Consider the following 17,522-nt stretch of genomic DNA (forward strand, 5'->3'; position numbering starts at 1 on the left):
GCGATCAGCCGGCCGGAGACACATTGGACGCGCGCGCGGCCACGTGGTCTGCGTCCGTCTCGGTCGAGCGGCGGGGTGGCGACGCGCGCCGCGTCCGCGGTGCCTGCGCGTCCTGCGCCGAGGCCCAAGCAGCCTGGGCCTCGTCCCTGCCGCGGCAGCGTCCGCGCGAACGGGAGGCGCTCATGGGAGAGTTGTCGCTTCTTCATTGGCTGACCGTCGCCGTGTTCATTGCGATCTTCATCGGCCTCGTCGTGCTGGTCACGCGCAGATGAGCGCAGGCAGCGCGCGAACGCGGAGCCTTGGCGGTTTCGCACGGAGGCCGACGGTGCGGAGGGGTGCGGAGGTGCCACGCCACAGAGGCGCGCGCTCCGCACCCAACGCCGCCCTGTTGGGGTAGTGACGTCGAGGTGGACCGATGCCCAAGCTGACGATCGACGGGATCGAGGTCGAGGTGCCGCCGGGCATCACGGTGCTTCAGGCCTGCGAGGTCGCAGGCAAGGAGATCCCGCGCTTCTGCTACCACGAGCGGCTCTCGATCGCGGGCAATTGCCGCATGTGCCTCGTCGAGCTTGAAAAGGCGCCGAAGCCGATCGCCTCCTGCGCCTACCCGGTCGCCGACAACATGGTGATCCACACCGACACGCCGATGGTGCGCGCCGCGCGCCGGGGCGTGATGGAGTTCCTGCTGATCAACCACCCGCTCGACTGCCCGATCTGCGACCAGGGGGGCGAGTGCGACCTGCAGGACCAGGCGATGGCCTACGGCTTCGACCGCTCGCGCTACAACGAGCCCAAGCGCGCGGTGAAGGACAAGGAGCTCGGGCCTCTGATCAAGACGGTGATGACGCGCTGCATCCACTGCACGCGCTGCGTCCGCTTCGCAACCGAAATCGCTGGCGTGCCGGAGCTCGGCGCCACCGGGCGCGGCGAGCAGATGGAGATCGGCACCTACATCGAGCGCACGCTGACCTCGGAGCTCTCGGGCAACATGATCGATCTCTGCCCGGTCGGCGCGCTCACCTCCAAGCCCTATGCCTTCGTCGCGCGCCCGTGGGAGCTCACCCGCACCGACGGGATCGATGTCACCGATGCCGTCGGCTCGAACATCCGCATCGACAGCCGCGGGCCGCAGGTGCTGCGGATCCTGCCGCGGCTGAACGAGGAGGTGAACGAGGAGTGGATCAGCGATAAGGCCCGTTTCAGCAACGATGGCCTGACGCGGCGCAGGCTCGATCGGCCTTGGGTGCGCGAGGGGGGCCGGCTTCGCGCCGCACGCTGGGAGGAGGCCTTCGCGGCGATCGCCGCGCGCGCGAAAGGGCTTCCGGGTGAGCGCATCGCCGCGCTCGCCGGTGATCTCGTCGAGCTCGAGAGCCTCGCGGCCTTGGCCGACCTGATGGACGCGCTCGGGTCGGGCAATCTCGACTGCCGTCAGGACGGGGCGCGGATCGACGCTACGCGTCGCGACTTCTACCTGTTCAACAGCACGATCGCGGGCATCGAGCGGGCCGATGCGGCGCTGATCATCGGGTCGAACCCGCGCCGCGAGGCGGCCGTGCTGAACGCGCGGCTGCGCAAGCGCTGGCTCGCGGGCGGGTTCCCGATCGGCCTCATCGGCGAGCCGGCGGAGCTCACCTATGGCTATCAGCATCTCGGCGAGGGGCCGGGAGCGCTCGCCGCGCTGCTCGACGGCTCGAGCCCCTTCGCGAAGGTGCTGCGCGAGGCGAAGCGGCCGATGGTGATCATCGGCCAGGGCGCGCTCGCCCGTCCCGACGGTGCGGCCGTGCTCGCCGCCGCCTGGACGATCGCGCGCGACATCGGCGCCCTGCAGCCCGACTGGCACGGGTTCAACATGCTGCACATGGCGGCGGCACGCGTCGGCGCGCTCGACATCGGCTTTCTGCCGCGCAAGAGCGGGCTCGACCGCGACGGGATCCTGAGCGCCGCCGAGGCGGGAGAGATCGACGTCGTGTGGCTGCTCGGAGCCGACGAGCTCCCGATGGAGCGGCTTGGCTCTGCGTTTGTGGTGTACCAGGGGCACCATGGCGATCGAGGAGCGAAACGGGCCGACGTGATCCTCCCCGGTGCCGCCTATGTCGAGAAGGAAGGCACCTGGGTGAACACGGAGGGTCGCGTGCAGAGGGGGTATCGCGCCGTGTTCCCGCCAGGCGAGGCGCGCGAGGACTGGGCGATCCTGCGTGCCGCCTCGGCCGCGCTGGGCTGCCCGCTTCCCTATGACGATCTGGCCGGCGTTCAGGCGCGAGTTGCCGAACTCGGCAAGGGCAGGCTCGACGCGCCACTCGGGCAGGGCTGCCCTGACCTCACCGGCCCGTCGGGTGACCCGCACGCTCTGGGGACGGCACCCTTCGTTTCGCCGGTTACCGATTTCTACCGAACCGATCCGATCGGCCGCGCCTCTCCCACCATGGCCGCCTGCGCTGCCTCCGTCGCGTCCCGCGCCGGGGCGGGGGCGGAGCGCGTGGCGGCGGAGTAGCGGCGCATGCAGTCCTTCTTCTCAACCCCGTTCGGCACGCTCGTGTTCACGGTCGGCGCGATCCTCCTGATCATGGTGCCGGTGCTGGTCGGCGTCGCCTATCTCACCTATGCCGAGCGCAAGGTTCTTGCGGCGATGCAGCTGCGGAAGGGGCCGAACGTCGTCGGCCCTTTCGGGCTGTTCCAGCCCTTCGCCGATGCGATCAAGCTGATGATGAAGGAGACGGTGATCCCCACCGGGGCGAACCGGCTCCTGTTCCTGATGGCGCCGATGCTCACCTTCGCGCTCGCGCTGATCGCGTGGGCGGTGATCCCGTTCGGGGACGGGCTCGTGCTCGCCGACATCAATGTCGGAATCCTCTATTTATTCGCGATCTCCTCGCTCGGTGTGTACGGGATCATCATCGCCGGCTGGGCGTCGAACTCGAAATACGCCTTCCTCGGCGCGCTTCGGTCGGCGGCGCAGATGGTGAGCTACGAGGTCTCGATCGGCTTCGTGATCATCACCGTCCTGCTCTGCGCGGGCTCGCTGAACCTCTCCGAGGTGGTCCGCGCCCAGGAGGGGCTGTGGTTCGCGATCCCTCTGTTTCCGATGTTCATCGTGTTCTTAATCTCGGCGCTCGCGGAAACGAACCGCGCGCCGTTCGACCTTCCGGAAGGGGAGAGCGAGATCGTCGCCGGGTTCTTCGTCGAATACAGCTCGATGAGCTTCGCGCTGTTCTTCCTCGGCGAGTACGCGAACATGATCCTGATGAGCGGGATGACGACCATCCTGTTCCTCGGCGGCTGGCTTCCGCCGGTCGCGGCGGCGCCGTTCACCTGGGTCCCCGGGCCCGTCTGGTTCGCGCTGAAGATCTCCCTCTGCCTGTTCGTGTTCCTTTGGGTGCGTGCGACCTTCCCGCGCTACCGCTACGACCAGCTGATGCGGCTCGGCTGGAAGGTGTTCCTGCCGCTGTCGCTCTTCTGGGTCGTGCTCACGGCGGGGGTGCTGATGGCCTTCGGCTGGCTCCCGGGCAGAGCATGAGCGGCGCGCGCGAGCGGCGGTTGCGGCGCAGCGCGCGCGGGTCTAGGAACCGGCGCGTGAGCGCAGGGAGCGTCAGATGGGCATGATCGACCGCACGCTGCGCAGCCTGCTCCTGTCCGAGCTCGTGTCGGGCATGGCGCTGACGCTGCGCTACTTCTTCAAGCCCAAGGTGACCATCAACTACCCCTACGAGAAGGGGCCGATCAGCCCGCGCTTCAAGGGCGAGCACGCGCTCCGGCGTTACCCCAACGGGGAGGAACGCTGCATCGCCTGCAAGCTGTGCGAGGCGGTCTGCCCCGCTCAGGCCATCACCATCGAGGCCGAGCCTCGCGAGGACGGCTCGCGCCGCACCACACGCTACGACATCGACATGACGAAGTGCATCTACTGCGGCCTCTGCGAGGAGGCCTGCCCGGTGGATGCGATCGTCGAGGGGCCGAACTTCGAGTTCGCCACCGAGACGCGCGAGGAGCTGATCTACACCAAGGAGCGTCTGCTTGCGAATGGCGAGCGCTGGGAGGCGGAGATCGCCGCCCGGCTTGCCGCCGACGCGCCCTATCGGTGACGGCCCGGTCGTGATCGCGACGCTCGCCTTCTACGCCTTCTCGGCCGTTCTGGTCGCGGCGTCCGCGATGGTCGTGTTCGCGCGCAACCCGGTGCACGCGGTTCTGTTCCTGATCCTCGCCTTCTTCAATGCGGCGGGGCTGTTCCTGCTCGCCGGCGCCGAGTTCCTCGCGATGATCCTTGTGATCGTCTATGTCGGCGCGGTCGCGGTGCTGTTCCTGTTCGTCGTGATGATGCTGGACATCGACTTCGCGCGCATGCGCGAGGGGGTCGTGCGCTACCTTCCGGTCGGCGGCGCGATCGGCGCCGTGCTGCTCGCCGAGCTCCTGATCGTCGGTCTTGCGTGGTCGGTCTCTCCGGCGGCGCCGCGCCTGCTCGCCGCGCCTGTGCCGGCCGACGTGACGAACACGGAAGCGATCGGCCGCGTTCTCTACACCGACTACGTCTACCTCTTTCAGGCCGCGGGCCTCGTTCTCCTCGTCGCGATGATCGGCGCGATCGTGCTCACGCTGCGCGACCGCCCGGGCACGCGTCGGCAGATCATTGCGCGTCAGCTCGACCGTTCGCCGCGCCAGACGCTCGCTCTCGTGCGTCTTTCGCCGGGGCAGGGGATGGTGGTTCCGCCGCCGCCGGCAGGGAGCGACGAGGAAGCGGGCAGGGAGCCCGAGCCGGCTGGCGGCCAGGAACGGGGGCCGTCATCCGGTCACGGCGGACGGCACAGCTGATGCTCGCCGTCGGTGTCGGGCACTATCTCGCGGTCGCCGCGATCCTGTTTGCGCTGGGCATCTTCGGCATCTTCCTAAACCGGAAGAACGTGATCGTCATCCTGATGTCGATCGAGCTGATGCTGCTTGCCGTCAACATCAACCTCGTCGCCTTCAGCGCGCACCTCGGCGACCTCGCGGGTCAGATCTTCGTGATGTTCATCCTCACCGTCGCCGCGGCCGAGGCAGCGATCGGGCTTGCCATCGTCGTCGTCTACTTCCGCAATCGCGGCTCGATCGAGGTCGACGACATCAGCATGATGAAGGGGTAAGCGTGCCTTGATCGAAACGGGCGCCGTCTTCCTGCCGCTCGTCGGTGCGATCGTCGCGGGGTTCTTCGGCCGGGCCTTGGGCGACCGTGGCGCGGCGCTCGTCACCTGCGGAACGATGGCGTTGGCCGCCGCCTGCGGGCTGATGCTGTTCTTCGACGTCGCCTATGCCGGCAACGCCCGCACCGTCACGCTCGCGGCCTGGGTGGACAGCGGCAGTTTCGAGGCGAACTGGGCGCTGCGCTACGACACGCTGTCGGCCGTCATGGTCGGGATGGTGACGCTCATCTCGACCCTGATTCACGTCTACTCCGTCGGCTACATGAGCCATGACCGCACGGTGCCGCGGTTCATGGCGTATCTCTCGCTGTTCACCTTCGCGATGCTGATGCTGGTGACGGCCGACAACCTCCTGCAGCTGTTCTTCGGCTGGGAAGGGGTGGGGCTCTGCTCTTACCTCCTGATCGGCTACTGGTACGAGCGCGAGAGCGCGAACCGGGCGGCGATGAAGGCCTTCATCGTCAACCGCGTGGGCGATGTAGGCTTCGCGCTCGGCATCGCCGGCGTGTTCGTGCTGACCGACAGCATCGCGTTTGATGCGATCTTCGCGGCGCTTGGTGCGCACGAGGCGACGATGGTGCGCCTGTTCGGCGGAGAGGTTCGCGCCGTCGAGCTGTGCGCGGTGCTTCTGTTCATCGGCGCGATGGGGAAGTCGGCGCAGCTCTTCCTGCACACCTGGCTGCCCGACGCCATGGAGGGCCCGACCCCCGTGTCGGCGCTCATCCACGCCGCGACGATGGTCACGGCCGGTGTGTTCCTGGTCACCCGCATGTCGCCGCTGTTCGAGATGGCGCCGGTGGCGCTCGGCATCGTCACCGTGATCGGCGCCTCGACCGCCCTGTTCGCCGCGACCATCGGCTGCGTGCAGAACGACATCAAGCGCATCATCGCTTACTCGACGTGCAGCCAGCTCGGCTACATGTTCTTCGCCGCCGGCGTCTCCGCCTATCCGGCGGCGATCTTCCACCTCTTCACGCACGCCTTCTTCAAAGCGCTCCTGTTCCTTGGCGCCGGCAGCGTGATCCACGCGATGAGCGACGAGCAGGACATCCGCCGCATGGGCGGCATCTGGCGGAAGGTTCCCGCCACCTATGCGATGATGTGGATCGGCAATCTCGCGCTTGCGGGCGTGCCGTTCTTCGCCGGGTTCTACTCGAAGGACATGGTTCTGGAGGCGGCGTGGGGGGCGCAGTCTGCCGTCGGCGCCTTCGCCTTCGTCTCTGGCCTCGCCGCTGCGTTCCTTACCGCCTTCTACTCTTGGCGGCTCCTGATCCTGACGTTCCATGGCGAGCCGAGGGCCGAGGAGCACGTGATGGAGCACGTGCACGAGAGCCCGCTCGTCATGCTCGCGCCCCTCGTGGTGCTCGCGATCGGCGCGATGTTCGCGGGGATGGTGTTCTACGAGCCGTTCGTCGGGCACAACTGGCAGGAGTTCTGGCGCGGGGCGATCGTCGTCGCGCCCGGCAACGACGCGATCGAGAACGCCCATCACGCGCCGCTGTGGGTGAAGCTCGCGCCCGTCCTCATGGGGGGGTCGGGGATCGCGCTCGCCTATCTCCTCTACATGATCCGGCCCGAGCTGCCGGGGCGTCTCGCCGCGCGGTTCCAGGGCCTTTACCGCTTCCTTCTCAACAAGTGGTACTTCGACGAGCTCTATGACCGGCTGTTCGTGCGCCCCGCGATGGCGCTCGGCGACGCGTTGTGGAAGGGCGGCGATCTCGGCGTGATCGATCGTTTCGGCCCTGACGGCGTTGCCGCCACCGCGCATGCGGCGGCACTCCGGATCGTCCGGCTGCAGACCGGGCTTGTCTATCACTACGCCTTCGCGATGCTGATCGGCATCGTCGTGATCGTGACGCTGGTCGCGACCGGGCGGCTATGACAAGGCGCTTGGAATGAACGCCGCCGGCTTCCCGCTCTTGAGCCTCATCACCTTCCTGCCGCTGCTCGGTGCGGCGATCATCGCGACCGTGCAGGGAGACGAGCGCACGGTGGCGCAGAACGCGCGCTGGACCGCTCTCTGGACCTCGGCGATCGTCTTTGCTCTGTCGCTGATCCTTTGGTTCCGCTTCGACACCGACAGCGCCGCCTTCCAGTTCGTCGAGCGCGCGCCGTGGCTCGAGGGTCTCGGCATCGGCTACCACATGGGGGTTGATGGGCTGTCGGTGCTGTTCGTCCTGCTCTCGACGCTTCTGACCCCGCTCTGCGTCGTCGCCTCCTGGCAGTCGGTCGAGACGCGGGTGCGCGAGTACATGATCGCCTTTCTCGTGCTCGAGACGATGATGGTCGGCATGTTCTGCGCGCTCGACATCGTCATCTTTTACGTGTTCTTCGAGGGCGTGCTGATCCCGATGTTCCTGATCATCGGGGTTTGGGGCGGGGCGCGGCGAACCTACGCGGCGTTCAAATTCTTCCTCTACACGCTGCTCGGTTCGGTTCTGATGCTGCTCGCGCTGATCTGGATCTATCTCGATGCGGGCACGACCGACATCCCCGCACTTCTGCAGCACCGGATCGCGCCGGCTGCGCAGATGTGGCTGTTCCTCGCCTTCTTCGCCTCCTTCGCGGTGAAGGTGCCGATGTGGCCGCTGCACACCTGGTTGCCTGACGCGCATGTCGAGGCACCGACGGCAGGGTCGGTGATCCTCGCGGGCGTGCTCCTGAAGATGGGGGGCTATGGGTTCCTGCGCTTCTCGATCCCGATGTTCCCCGACGCGACCGTCACGCTCGCCCCGCTCGTCTTTGCGCTCTCGGTGGTCGCGGTCGTCTACACCTCTCTCGTCGCGCTCGCGCAGACCGACATCAAGAAGCTGATCGCCTATTCCTCCGTTGCGCATATGGGGCTTGTGACGCTCGGGCTGTTCACGCTGAACCAGCAGGGCATGGAGGGGGCGATCTTCCAGATGCTCTCGCACGGCGTGGTCTCGGCCGCTCTGTTCCTTTGCGTCGGCGTGATCTATGACCGTGTGCATACGCGGGAGATCGCCGCCTATGGCGGCCTGTCCTCGGTGATGCCGCGCTACGCGATCCTGTTCATGCTGTTTACCATGGCCTCGGTCGGGCTTCCCGGCACCTCGGGCTTCGTCGGCGAGTTCCTCGCGATCGTCGGCGCCTGGCAGGTCTCGAAGCTGCTCGCCCTTCTTGCGGCCTCCGGCATGGTGCTCGGCGCCGCCTATATGCTCTATCTCTACCGGCGTGTGTTGTTCGGCACGCTGACGAAGGACACCCTCAAGGGCTTGGCTGACCTGTCACCGCGCGAGGCCGCGGTGTTCGCGCCGCTTGCCGTGCTCACGCTCTGGATGGGCGTCTTCCCGACCTCCTTCACCGCCTTCTTCGACCAGTCGGTGGCGCAGCTGATCGCGCAGCACGCGGCGGCGATCGCGGCCACACGCCAGATGGCGGGGCTCTGACCATGGCGGCTCTGAACTGGACGATCGCGCTGCCGGAGATCGTACTCGCGTTGTGCGCGATGGCGATCCTGATGATTGGGGTGTTCCTGCGCCGCAACGCTTGGAGCACGAGCGCGATGCTCTCGCTCGCGGCGCTCCTGGTCACAGCAGTGCTCGTCCTTGCGGGGGAGGGCGGGCGCGCGACGGGGTTCTCGGGCCTCTTCGTGGTCGATGCCTTCGCCGTCTTCGCCAAAGTGCTTGTTCTGGCCGCGGCTGGGCTATCTCTCTTTCTCGCGCTCGACTGGCACCGGCGCGAGGGGCTCGCGCGCTTCGAGTATCCCGTGCTCGTTCTGTTCGCCGCGCTCGGCATGATGATGATGGTGAGCGCGAACGACCTGATGAGCCTCTATGTCGGGCTCGAGCTCGCCTCGCTCTCGCTCTACGTCACGGCCGCCTTCGCGCGCGACGACCTTCGCTCCACCGAGGCGGGGCTCAAGTATTTCACGCTTGGCGCACTCGCCTCCGGGCTCCTGCTCTACGGCGCGTCGCTCGCTTACGGCTATGCGGGGACGACGCGCTTCGACGGGATTGCCGAGGCGCTCCAGGCGGGGCCGCCGTCGATGGGGCTCATCGTCGGCCTCTCTTTCATCGCCGCGGGCCTCGCCTTCAAGGTCTCGGCCGTTCCGTTCCACATGTGGACGCCGGATGTCTACGAGGGGGCGCCCACGCCGGTGACGGCCTTGTTCTCAGTCGCGCCCAAGGCGGCGGCGATCGCCCTGTTTCTCCGGGTGATGACGGGGCCGTTCGCGCCGGCGCTCGCACAGTGGCAGCAGATCATCGTCCTGATCTCGATCGCGTCGATGCTGGTCGGCGCTTTCGCGGCGATCGCGCAGAGCAACATCAAGCGTCTGATGGCCTATTCCTCGATCGGCCATGTCGGCTATGCGCTGATCGGCCTCGCGGCCGGAGATGAGGCCGGCATCCGCGGCGTGCTCGTCTACACGGCGATCTATGTCGTGATGAATCTCGGCGCCTTCGGCTGCATCGTGGCGCTGCGTCGCGACGGGGTGGCGCGGGAACGGGTCGAGGACTTTGCCGGGCTCGCGCGGTCGGCGCCGCTCTTGGCGCTCGCGATGGCCGTGTTCATGTTCTCGATGGCGGGAATTCCGCCGCTCGCCGGGTTCTTCGGCAAGCTCTACGTGTTCGTCGCGGCGGTGAACGCCGGGCTTTGGCCGCTTGCCGTCATCGGCGTGCTCGCCTCCGTCGTCTCGGCCTTCTACTATCTGAGGATCGTCAAGGTGATGTATTTCGACGCGTCCGAGGGCGCGGTCGACCCTCGGCCGCTCGCTCTCTCCCTGGTCGTTGCCGCCACCGGCGCCGCAACGGCCCTGTTCGCCGTCCTGCCGGGGCCGCTGCTCGGCGCGGCGGCCGCTGCAGCACGCTCCCTCGTCGGCGGATGAGCCTCGCCTGCTCCGTCGCCTTTCGGATCGAGCGGCACGACACGTTGCCAAGCACGAACGACCGTGCGATCGCCGCGGCCGAGGCCGGCGAGCCCCCTGGCCTCGTCGTCCTTGCTTCACGCCAGACGGAAGGAAGGGGTCGCGCCGGGAGGCCCTGGGTCTCGCTTCCGGGAAACCTCGCCTGCTCCGTGCTTCTGCCGCCGCTGCCCGCGCTTCGCAGCGGCGCTGGGGCGTTGCTCGCCGGCCTCGCTGCCCATGCCGCGCTCGCCCCGCTCGTTCCGAAGCCGCACGCGCTTCGCCTCAAATGGCCGAACGACCTCATGGTCGGCGAGGCGAAACTCGGCGGTATCCTGGTCGAGGCCGGAACGACCGCTCTAGGCGAGCCCTGGCTCGTTGCCGGCATCGGCGCGAATCTCGCCGGCGCGCCGGAAGTCGGGCGGCCAGCGACGTCGATCGCCGCGCTGGGCGGCCAGGCCGATCCGGGGACGGTCGCCGACCACTTGGTCGCAGCGTTCGCTCGCGCGCTTGAGGCCTTCGCGGGGTCAGGCATGGCGTGGCTCATCGAGGCATGGTCTGAGCGCGCGCTTGCCAAGGGCACGCCGATGTCGGTCAAGAGCGCCCGCGGGGATCTCTGCGGGCGCTACGCCGGCCTTGACCGCGACGGAGCGCTCCTGCTTGCAACCCGAGAGGGCGTGCGCCGGATCTTGGCCGGCGAGGTGTTCGCGGAGGCCTGAGCCGCATGCTGCTCGCGATCGATGCCGGCAACACCAACGTCGTGTTCGCCGTGTGGGACGGGGAGGCATGGCGGGGCCGCTGGCGACTCGCCACTCAGGCGAGCCGCACGGCGGAGGAGTATGCCGTCTGGCTCACCCAGCTGATGGCCTGGGCCGGCATCGGCCGCGGCGACATCACGCGCGCCGCGATCGCCTGTGTGGTGCCGGCCGCACTGTATCACCTTCGGCATCTCTGCCGTGACTGGTTCGGCCAGGAGCCTCTGGTCGCGCGCGCCTCAGGCCTCGACTGGGGGTTCCCGGTGCTCGTCGACAACCCGAACGAGGTCGGGGCCGACCGGCTCGTCAATGCGCTCGCCGCGCATACGCGCTATCGCGGTCCGCTCACCGTGGTGGATTTCGGCACCGCCACCACCTTCGATGTGGTCGACCGCAGCGGCGCCTATCTCGGCGGGGTGATCGCGCCCGGCATCAACCTGTCGCTCGAGGCGCTGCATAGGGCGGCGGCGCAGTTGCCGCGGGTCGCGGTCGCGCGGCCGCAGGCGGTGATCGGGCGATCGACAGTTCCGGCGATGCAGGCGGGCATCTATTGGGGGTATGTTGGCTTGATCGAGGGGCTTGCGAAACGGATCGAGGCCGAGCTTGGCGAACCGATCAAGGTGATCGCCACAGGCGGGCTCGCGCCGCTTTTCGCCGACGCGACGGCGGCGATCGGACATCTCGACCCCGACCTGACGCTCGACGGCCTCGTTCTGCTCGCCCGCCGCAACCCTCCCGAGAGATGATGGCCGACGCTCCTCCGGGTCTCGTCTTCCTGCCGCTCGGCGGCACCGGCGAGATCGGGATGAACCTCAACCTCTACGGCTGCGACGGGCAGTGGCTCGCGGTCGATTGCGGCCTCGGTTTCGCCGAGAGCGCGCGGCCCGACCTCGACGTGATGGTGCCGGACCCGGGCTTCATCGCCGCGCGTCGCGAGCGGCTCGTGGGGCTCGTGTTGACCCACGCGCACGAGGATCATCTCGGCGCCGTCGCCTGGCTGTGGCCCGAGCTCCGCTGCGCGGTGCACGCAACCCCTTTCGCCGCCGCCGTGCTTCGCCGCAAGCTCGCCGAACGGGGCCTCGCCGGCCAGGTGCCAATCCATGAGGTGCCGCCCGGAGGGTCGCTCACCCTTGGGCCCTTCGCGCTTCGGCTCATCGCCATGGCGCACTCGACCCCCGAGGCGCAGGCGCTCGCGATTACCACGCGCCATGCCCGCGTGCTGCACACGGGCGACTGGAAGCTCGACCCCGACCCGCTGATCGGCCCGCGCACCGACGAGGCGGCCCTCGCCGCGTTCGGTGCCGAGGGCGTGGATGTGATGGTGTGTGACAGCACCAACGCGATGGTCGAGGGGCATTCCGGCTCAGAGGCCGACGTGCGACGCGCGCTTTCTGCGCTGGTTCGCGGCCTGAAGGGGCGCGTCGCCGTCACCTGCTTCTCCTCCAATATCGCGCGGATCGAGAGCATCGCGCTCGCGGCGAAGGCGGCGGGGCGGAGTGTCGCTCTCGTCGGCCGAAGCCTCCGCACCATGGCGGCTGCCGCCCGCGAGGTCGGCTATCTCTCCGGCATTCCCGCCTTCGTCGAGGAGGAAGAGGCGGGCTACCTGCCTGACGACGCGATCCTGTTCATCTGCGCCGGCAGCCAGGGCGAACCGAGGAGCGCGCTCGCGCGCATCGCCGCCGACACGCACCCGAATGTCGCGCTCGGGGAAGGGGACACCGTGATCTTCTCCTCCCGTGTCATTCCGGGGAACGAACGGGCGATCCTGATGGTTCAGGATGCGCTCGCCCGCCGCGGGGTGCGGGTGATGACGGAGGCCGACCACATGGTGCATGTCTCCGGCCATCCGGCGCGGGACGAGCTCCGCCGTCTGTATCGGCTCATCAAGCCGCGGCATGCCGTGCCGGTGCACGGCGAGTGGCGGCACATGAGCGAGCACGCCGAACTCGCCCGCGAGATGGGCGCCACGCCATGGCTGATCGAGGACGGCGACATGCTGCGCCTCGGCCCGGGCGAGCCCGAGATCGTCGGCAGCGTTCCCGCCGGGCGGCTTGCGATCGACGGCCAGCGTCTGATCCCGGTCGATGGAACGGTGCTCGCCGAGCGGCGTCGGATGCTCGAGAGCGGCGCGGTCGTCGCCTCGCTTGCGCTCGACCGGCTCGGCCGGATCGTCGGCGCGCCGGTGGTCACCGCACCTGGACTGTTCGCCGAAGGCGAGGCGGCTCCCCGCCTGCTCGTGCAGGAGCTCGACGCCGCGTTGCACGGCCTTCCGCCCGCGAGCCTGCGCGACGACGAGGCCGTGCGCGAGGCGGCGGTCGCTGCCCTTCGCAGCGCCGTGCGTCGTGCCGCCCCGGCGAAGCGGCCGCTCGTCTCTGTGCATGTTCTCAGGGTCTGACGGGGATGACCTGGTTTACCGGCCTCATTGTCTACATCCTGATCTGGTGGCTCGCGCTGTTCGCCGTGCTTCCGTTCTGGACGCGGCCGGTGGTCGATCCCGATCGCCCCGAGCATTTCCGTGGCGCGCCGGAGCGGCCGCTCCTCTTGCGCAAGGTGGTGGTGACGAGCCTTGTCGCGGCCGTGATCTGGCTCGGGGTCTGGGCCGTGATCGAGTCAGAGTGGCTGAGTTTTCGTGCGATGGAGGCCGGCTGAGGGCGCTGCCTGGAAAGCAGGCGGAATTTCGCCCAACGTTTCATCAGATCGCCCAAGGCTTCGGCAGAACGCGCTCAGAAGCCAAAGATTCTGCTGAAAACGGCGGCGATTCTGCTTGTTCGTGGGGGCACAGGCCAGCATGATCACAGGCAGGAAGAGGGCTGTCCTCTTCCTGCCGTGTGACTGGCGTTTCCTCCCTAAACTTGGGCCGTGCCGCCTGGGGCGAGCGCGGCCCTTTTTGTTAGCCGAGCGCTAACCGATCGTCCATACGTTTTTGTCATGATTATGCGCTGCACTGCAGCAAACCCGACAGAAAATTGCGTGCTGCGTCATGCCGCGGCGCTGATCGTGTCCGCGATCGTCCTCCAGTTTGTCACGGTGCCAGCCGCGGCTCAGGCGCGCCTCTCGCCCGAGGATTGCCGGGCGGTCACGCAGCACCGGCCCGACCCCTCCGTCACCTACCAGCCCGGGATGGGAGCCGCTGGTCGTCGTGTCGCCCCGGCCGATCTCTCGCCGGCCCGACCGGTGGTCCCGGCCGCGCCGGTGGTCGTGCTCGGCGTCGATCTGCAGCGTCGCTACGGCCTGCCGCCCTCGCTCGACGTCGATCTGCCGCTCGGCATCCTCACCTTCGACGGAACGCGCCTCCTTCTGAACGGCCGGCCGGTCGGGCCCGAGGACCAGGCAGCGCTTGCGGCCGCCTGCGCGGCGGCGCGGCGTCGCTGACCGCCGCGCTCTTCCGCCCGACGATCCCGGCCCCTATTGTGCGCCGCCGCCGAGAGAGGGGTGAGACCAGCGCATGCGCCTGTCCCGCTATTTCCTGCCCACGCTGAAGGAGAACCCGGCCGAGGCGCAGATCGTCTCGCACCGATTGATGCTGCGCGCGGGCCTGATCCGCCAGCAGGCGGCTGGGATCTACTCCTGGCTGCCGCTCGGCCATCGCGTCTTGACCAACATCGCGCGGATCGTGCGCGAGGAGCAGGATGCCGCCGGCTTCCACGAGATCCTGATGCCGACCATCCAGCCTGCGGAGCTGTGGAAGGAGAGCGGCCGCTACGACGACTACGGCAAGGAGATGCTCAGGTTCACCGACCGGCACGACCGCGAGCTTCTTTACGGGCCGACGAACGAGGAGATGGTCACCGACATCTTCCGCGCCTGCGTCAAGAGCTACCGTGACCTGCCGATACTGCTCTACCATATCCAGTGGAAGTTCCGTGACGAGGTTCGGCCGCGCTTCGGCGTCATGCGCGGCCGCGAGTTCCTGATGAAGGACGCCTACAGCTTCGACCTCGACGCCGCCGGCGCGAGACGCAGCTACAACCGGATGTTCGCCGCCTATCTGCGCACCTTCGCCCGGCTCGGGCTCAAGGCGATCCCGATGCGCGCCGACACCGGCCCGATCGGCGGCGACCTTAGCCACGAGTTCGTCATCCTCGCCGAGACGGGCGAAAGCCGCGTGTTCGTGCATGCCGACCTCGTCGCGCGCGACATCCTCGCCGAGGCCGTCGACTATGAAGGGGATCTGCAGCCCTTGGTCGACAGCTGGACCTCGCTCTACGCCGCCACCGACGAGAAGCATGACCCGGCCGCCTTCGCCGCGCTGCCTGAGGCGAGCCGTGTCGAAGCGCGCGGCATCGAGGTCGGGCACATCTTCTACTTCGGAACGAAATATTCCGGTCCCGATGCGATGAACGTGACGGTGCAGGGCTCCGACGGCAAGCCCGTCCACCCGGAAATGGGAAGCTACGGCATTGGCGTCTCCCGCCTCGTCGGGGCCATCATCGAAGCAAGCCACGACGAGGCAGGCATCATCTGGCCGGAGTCGGTCGCACCTTTCCGCGTGGCTTTGCTCAATCTCAAGCCTGGCGATCCGGCGGCCGACGCGCTCGCCGGCGAACTCTATGCGGCGCTGCGCGCGGCCGGCACCGAGGTGCTGATGGACGACCGCGACGAGCGCGCCGGCGTGAAGTTCGCCGACGCCGATCTGATCGGCCTGCCCTGGCAGGTGCTTGTCGGCCCGCGCGGCGCGAAGGAGGGCAGGGCGGAGCTCAAGCGCCGCAAGACCGGCGAGCGGCACGAGCTCGACAAGGCGGCGATCCTCGAACGCCTGCTCGGCTGAACGCCATGTTCGGCCCGTTCGAGCGGCTGGTCGCGTTCCGCTACCTGCGCGCGCGGAAGGCCGAGGGCTTCGTCTCGGTGACGGCGGGGTTCTCGCTCGCAGGCATCGCGCTCGGGGTCGCGACGCTGATCATCGTGATGAGCGTGATGAACGGATTCCGCGCCGAGCTCCTCGGGCGGATCCTTGGCCTAAACGGCCATCTCGGCGTCTACGGCTTCGGCCAGACGCTTCCCGACTATGAGTCGTTGGCGGAACGCATCCGCTCGCTCCCGGGCGTGCGTTCGGCCACCCCGATCGTCGAGGGCCAAGTGCTCGGCACGGGCGAGCGCGGCGGTGCCGCGGGCGTGCTCGCACGCGGCATCGCGCCCGGGGAGCTGCGCGCGCGCACGCTGATCGCCTCCAACATCATCGCAGGCTCCCTCGCCGAGTTCGGCGCAGCCGATACGATCCTCGTCGGCTCCCGCCTCGCCAACCGCCTGGGCTTGAGGGTCGGCGACAGGATCTCGCTCGTCTCGCCGCAGGGGCAGGTGACGGTGTTCGGCACCGTGCCGCGGATCGCCTCCTATCGGATCGTCGGCCTGTTCGAGGTCGGCATGTACGAGTACGACAATTCGTATGTGTTCCTGCCGCTTGCCGCGGCGCAGGCGTATTTCGGCACGGGGGACACCGCGACCCAGATCGAGGTCTTCGTCGCCGACCCTGACCGCGTGCGCGAGGTGAGCCGCGCGATCCGCTCTGCCATCACCGACCCGCCGATCCGCATCCTCGACTGGCAGCAATCGAACAGCGCCTTTTTCGCCGCCGTCGAGGTCGAGCGCAACGTGATGTTCCTGATCCTCACGCTGATCATCATCGTCGCCGCCTTCAACATCGTGTCCTCGCTCGTGATGCTCGTGAAGGACAAGGGGCGCGACATCGCCATCCTGCGCACCATGGGAGCGACGCGCGGGGCGGTGATGCGCATCTTCCTCATGTGCGGTGCCTCGATCGGCGTGCTCGGCACGAGCGTCGGTGTCGCACTCGGTCTCCTCTTTGCCGCCAATCTCGAGAGCATACGCCAGTGGCTTCAGGGTCTGACAGGGCAGGAATTGTTCCAGGCGGAGATCTACTTCCTCTCCCGCCTGCCGTCGGTGGTAGACCCTTGGGAGGTGGTGCAGGTCGCGGCGATGGGGCTTGGCCTCTCCCTGCTCGCGACCCTCTATCCTTCCTTCCGCGCCGCCCGGCTCGACCCCGTGGAGGCGTTGCGCCGTGAGTGAGCCGCTCGTGCTCGCGGGTGTGGCGCGCCGGTTCCGCACCGGCGACGGCGTGCTCGAGGTTCTGCGCGGCGCCGATCTCCGCCTTGCGGCCGGAGAGATCGTCGCCCTCGTCGCCCCTTCCGGCGCAGGCAAGTCGACGCTTCTGCATATCGCGGGCCTGCTCGAGCGTCCGGACGCCGGCGAGGTGACGGTCGCGGGCCGCGCGGCCTCGGCGATGACGGAACGGGAGCGCACCGAGGCGCGCGGGCGGAGGATCGGCTTCGTCTACCAGTTCCACCACCTGTTGCCCGAGTTCTCGGCGCTCGAGAACGTGGTCATGCCGCAGATGATCCTCGGCACGGCACGACGCGTCGCGGAGGCACGGGCACGTGCCCTGCTCGAGCAGCTCGGCCTCGGCCGGCGTCTCTCCCACCGCCCGTCGCGGCTGTCGGGGGGCGAGCAGCAGCGTGTTGCGATCGCGCGCGCTCTGGCCAACGAGCCATTGGTTCTGCTCGCCGACGAGCCGACCGGCAATCTCGACGCGGCGACCGCCGAAGTGGTGTTCGGCGAGCTTCTTGCTCTCGTGCGCGGCCATGGCGCCGCCGCCCTGGTCGCCACCCACAACCCCGAGCTTGCCGACCGGATGGACCGGACGGTGACGCTGCGCGAGGGGCGGATCATGCCGGCCTGACGCGGGCGGCCCTGACACCGCGCCCCGACTCGCGGCAC

General features: G+C 68.4%; 16 protein-coding genes. All 16 read left to right on the forward strand.

The window, feature by feature from the left end:
- Positions 1 to 415 precede the first annotated feature (415 nt).
- Positions 416 to 2,491 carry an NADH-quinone oxidoreductase subunit NuoG gene (nuoG, locus tag KO353_RS15640; protein WP_218285691.1) on the forward strand — a complete coding sequence of 692 codons (2,076 nt, stop codon included), beginning with the start codon at positions 416 to 418 and terminating at the stop codon, positions 2,489 to 2,491.
- A 6-nt stretch (positions 2,492 to 2,497) separates the two neighbouring features.
- A complete protein-coding gene (nuoH, locus tag KO353_RS15645) occupies positions 2,498 to 3,514 on the forward strand; it encodes an NADH-quinone oxidoreductase subunit NuoH (RefSeq protein ID WP_218285692.1) in 1,017 nt (338 codons plus the stop codon).
- 76 nt (positions 3,515 to 3,590) lie between these two features.
- Positions 3,591 to 4,079: an NADH-quinone oxidoreductase subunit NuoI gene (nuoI, locus tag KO353_RS15650; RefSeq protein ID WP_218285693.1), complete on the forward strand. Its 489-nt coding sequence runs from the start codon at positions 3,591 to 3,593 to the stop codon at positions 4,077 to 4,079.
- Positions 4,080 to 4,089: 10 nt separating this feature from the next.
- Positions 4,090 to 4,803, forward strand: a complete 714-nt coding sequence (locus KO353_RS15655) for an NADH-quinone oxidoreductase subunit J (RefSeq protein ID WP_218285694.1) — start codon at positions 4,090 to 4,092, stop codon at positions 4,801 to 4,803.
- On the forward strand, positions 4,803 to 5,114 hold the full coding sequence (gene nuoK, locus KO353_RS15660) for an NADH-quinone oxidoreductase subunit NuoK (protein ID WP_218285695.1): 312 nt from the start codon (positions 4,803 to 4,805) through the stop codon (positions 5,112 to 5,114). Before KO353_RS15655 ends, nuoK begins: the two co-directional genes overlap by 1 nt.
- Before the next feature lie 7 nt (positions 5,115 to 5,121).
- Positions 5,122 to 7,053 (forward strand): NADH-quinone oxidoreductase subunit L, encoded by a 1,932-nt coding sequence (nuoL, locus tag KO353_RS15665; protein WP_456236917.1) that lies wholly within the window; start codon positions 5,122 to 5,124, stop codon positions 7,051 to 7,053.
- Positions 7,054 to 7,066: 13 nt separating this feature from the next.
- Positions 7,067 to 8,581, forward strand: coding sequence for an NADH-quinone oxidoreductase subunit M (locus tag KO353_RS15670; RefSeq protein WP_218285696.1), 1,515 nt, complete (start codon positions 7,067 to 7,069; stop codon positions 8,579 to 8,581).
- An 11-nt stretch (positions 8,582 to 8,592) separates the two neighbouring features.
- The gene (gene nuoN, locus KO353_RS15675) at positions 8,593 to 10,020 is read left to right on the forward strand and encodes an NADH-quinone oxidoreductase subunit NuoN (protein ID WP_456236935.1); all 1,428 of its coding nucleotides are present in this window, start codon (positions 8,593 to 8,595) and stop codon (positions 10,018 to 10,020) included.
- Positions 10,017 to 10,754 (forward strand): biotin--[acetyl-CoA-carboxylase] ligase, encoded by a 738-nt coding sequence (locus KO353_RS15680; RefSeq protein WP_218285698.1) that lies wholly within the window; start codon positions 10,017 to 10,019, stop codon positions 10,752 to 10,754. The genes nuoN and KO353_RS15680 overlap by 4 nt, the downstream gene beginning before the upstream one ends.
- A 5-nt stretch (positions 10,755 to 10,759) precedes the next feature.
- Positions 10,760 to 11,536, forward strand: a complete 777-nt coding sequence (locus tag KO353_RS15685; RefSeq protein WP_218285699.1) for a type III pantothenate kinase — start codon at positions 10,760 to 10,762, stop codon at positions 11,534 to 11,536.
- A complete protein-coding gene (locus KO353_RS15690; RefSeq protein WP_218285700.1) occupies positions 11,536 to 13,185 on the forward strand; it encodes a ribonuclease J in 1,650 nt (549 codons plus the stop codon). The genes KO353_RS15685 and KO353_RS15690 overlap by 1 nt, the downstream gene beginning before the upstream one ends.
- Before the next feature lie 5 nt (positions 13,186 to 13,190).
- Positions 13,191 to 13,439, forward strand: coding sequence for a DUF1467 family protein (locus tag KO353_RS15695; RefSeq protein ID WP_218285701.1), 249 nt, complete (start codon positions 13,191 to 13,193; stop codon positions 13,437 to 13,439).
- 321 nt (positions 13,440 to 13,760) lie between these two features.
- On the forward strand, positions 13,761 to 14,162 hold the full coding sequence (locus KO353_RS15700) for a hypothetical protein (protein ID WP_218285702.1): 402 nt from the start codon (positions 13,761 to 13,763) through the stop codon (positions 14,160 to 14,162).
- 73 nt (positions 14,163 to 14,235) lie between these two features.
- Entirely contained in the window at positions 14,236 to 15,558 is a 1,323-nt protein-coding gene (gene proS, locus KO353_RS15705; protein WP_218285703.1) for a proline--tRNA ligase, read from the forward strand.
- 5 nt (positions 15,559 to 15,563) lie between these two features.
- The gene (locus tag KO353_RS15710) at positions 15,564 to 16,814 is read left to right on the forward strand and encodes a lipoprotein-releasing ABC transporter permease subunit (protein ID WP_218285704.1); all 1,251 of its coding nucleotides are present in this window, start codon (positions 15,564 to 15,566) and stop codon (positions 16,812 to 16,814) included.
- Positions 16,807 to 17,484 carry an ABC transporter ATP-binding protein gene (locus tag KO353_RS15715; protein ID WP_218285705.1) on the forward strand — a complete coding sequence of 226 codons (678 nt, stop codon included), beginning with the start codon at positions 16,807 to 16,809 and terminating at the stop codon, positions 17,482 to 17,484. Before KO353_RS15710 ends, KO353_RS15715 begins: the two co-directional genes overlap by 8 nt.
- The last annotated feature ends 38 nt before the right edge of the window (positions 17,485 to 17,522 follow it).

Source organism: Elioraea tepida (genome assembly GCF_019203965.1).
Taxonomy (GTDB): Bacteria; Pseudomonadota; Alphaproteobacteria; order Acetobacterales; family Acetobacteraceae; genus Elioraea_A; species Elioraea_A tepida.